The 1,897-nt window shown below is 71.1% G+C and carries 2 protein-coding genes; both read left to right on the forward strand.

Annotation, left to right across the window (positions count from 1 at the left end):
* Positions 1 to 237 precede the first annotated feature (237 nt).
* Positions 238 to 744 (forward strand): MarR family winged helix-turn-helix transcriptional regulator, encoded by a 507-nt coding sequence (locus ACFW2E_RS39430; protein WP_384474663.1) that lies wholly within the window; start codon positions 238 to 240, stop codon positions 742 to 744.
* A 172-nt stretch (positions 745 to 916) separates the two neighbouring features.
* Positions 917 to 1,777 carry an esterase/lipase family protein gene (locus ACFW2E_RS39435; protein WP_384474666.1) on the forward strand — a complete coding sequence of 287 codons (861 nt, stop codon included), beginning with the start codon at positions 917 to 919 and terminating at the stop codon, positions 1,775 to 1,777.
* Positions 1,778 to 1,897: the final 120 nt, after the last annotated feature.

Raw genomic sequence — 1,897 nt, forward strand, 5'->3', positions numbered from 1 at the left:
CGGAGTCCGCGGTTTCGAAGGGCGGGCACCAGCCGTAAGCCGGGGCAGGTATGCCGAGCGGGCACAGGTTCCCGCGCCGTCGGCGGCCCAACACCGGGGCACGGGCGGCAGCGCACTCCAACCGTCCCTTAATGCAAGTCTAAAGAAAAGCCGTGCGCAGAACCTTGACCGCGACTTGCACCACGGGCAAGGTGCCGGAGAGCGCTCTCCCATCCCTCCCGCACCCAGGAGTTCCCCATGCCCACTGTCGGCACAGCCCCTGCGGCGCCGGCGCCCCGCAGACCCGGTCGCCGCGGCCTCGTCGGCGTCCTGGTCACCGCCCTGGCCGCCGCCCTGCTCGCCGTCGCGGGCGAGCTCACGCAACGCATTCATGACGGGGTCGTCGCCCGCGGCTTCGAGGGGCTGCGGCCCGCGCACGGCTTCGCCTTCGCGCGGCTCGCTCCGGACGGGGCCACGGTCACCGACCTCGCCGCGCATCTCGGAGTGACCAAGCAGGCCGCCAGTCAGCTCGTCGACGAGATCGTCCGCAAGGGGTACGCCGAACGGCGGCCGCACCCCGAGGACGCGCGGGCCCGGCTGATCGTGCTCACCGAGCGCGGATGGGCCTGCACGAGGGCGGCGGAGGAGGCGGCCGCCGAAGCGGTGGGGGGATGGGTCGAACTGCTCGGCGAGGGTGAGGTGCGCGTGTTGCGGGACGGGCTGGCGCGGATCGCGCCCTACGGTCCCATCAGGCCTGCCTGGTGACGGTCCATCGGCTGTCCGGCGCGTCACTGGTTATCACTGGAAGTTTTTACTGACGCGTAACTTCACACTTCCACTACTCGCCCGTAACTTGACGAGTGAACAGCATCCTCGTGATCCGGATCACAGGGCGTAAGGCCGTCGCAACTCCCTTGAGCCGCAAGGAGATCACACGATGCTGCCCTGGAAGAGAGTCGCCAGACCCCTCGCCGCGCTGCTCCTGGCCGCCGCCGTCGCCACCGTCCCCGCCGCCACCGCCCACGCCTCCACCGCCCCCAGCAGCGGCTGGAACGACTACTCCTGCAAGCCGTCCGCGAGCCACCCCCGCCCCGTCGTCCTGGTCCACGGCACCCTGGGCAACTCCATCGACAACTGGCTGTCCCTCGCGCCGTACCTGAAGGACCGCGGGTACTGCGTCTTCTCCCTGGACTACGGGCAGCTGTCCGGTGTCCCGCTCTTCTACGGCCTCGGCCCCATCGACAAGTCGGCACAGCAACTCTCCGACTTCGTCGACAAGGTGCTCTCCGCCACCGGAGCCGCCAAGGCCGACCTCGTCGGCCACTCCCAGGGCGGCATGATGCCCCGCTACTATCTGAAGTTCCTGGGCGGAGCCGCCAAGGTGAACGCCCTCGTCGGCCTCGCCCCCGACAACCACGGAACCGACCTCGACGGCCTCACCAACCTGCTGCCGTACTTCCCCGGCGCCGAGGACCTGCTCAAGGCCACCACCCCCGGCCTCGCCGACCAGATCGCCGGCTCCGCCTTCCTCACCAAGCTCAACGCGGGCGGCGACACCGTCCCCGGAGTGCACTACACGGTCATCGCCACCAAGTACGACGAGGTGGCCACGCCGTGGCGCAACCAGTACCTGAGCGGCTCCGACGTGCACAACGTCCTGCTCCAGGACCTGTGTCCGCTCGACCTCTCCGAGCACGTGGCGATCGGCATCTTCGACCGGATCGCCTTCCACGAGGTGGCCAACGCGCTCGACCCCGCGCACGCCTCCGCCACCACCTGCGCGTCGGCGTTCAGCTGACGTTCGCCGGGGGGGGGGCCGCGCGGGCCCCCCGGGGCGCCCCCCCCCCCCCGGTGTGCGCGCCGGGGCGCCGCCCCCCCCCCCCCCCCCCCCCCCCAGGGAGAGCCGGGGGGTTTTAAA

Origin of the sequence: Streptomyces sp. NPDC058964 (genome assembly GCF_042741275.1) — a bacterium.
Classification (GTDB): Bacteria; Actinomycetota; Actinomycetes; order Streptomycetales; family Streptomycetaceae; genus Streptomyces.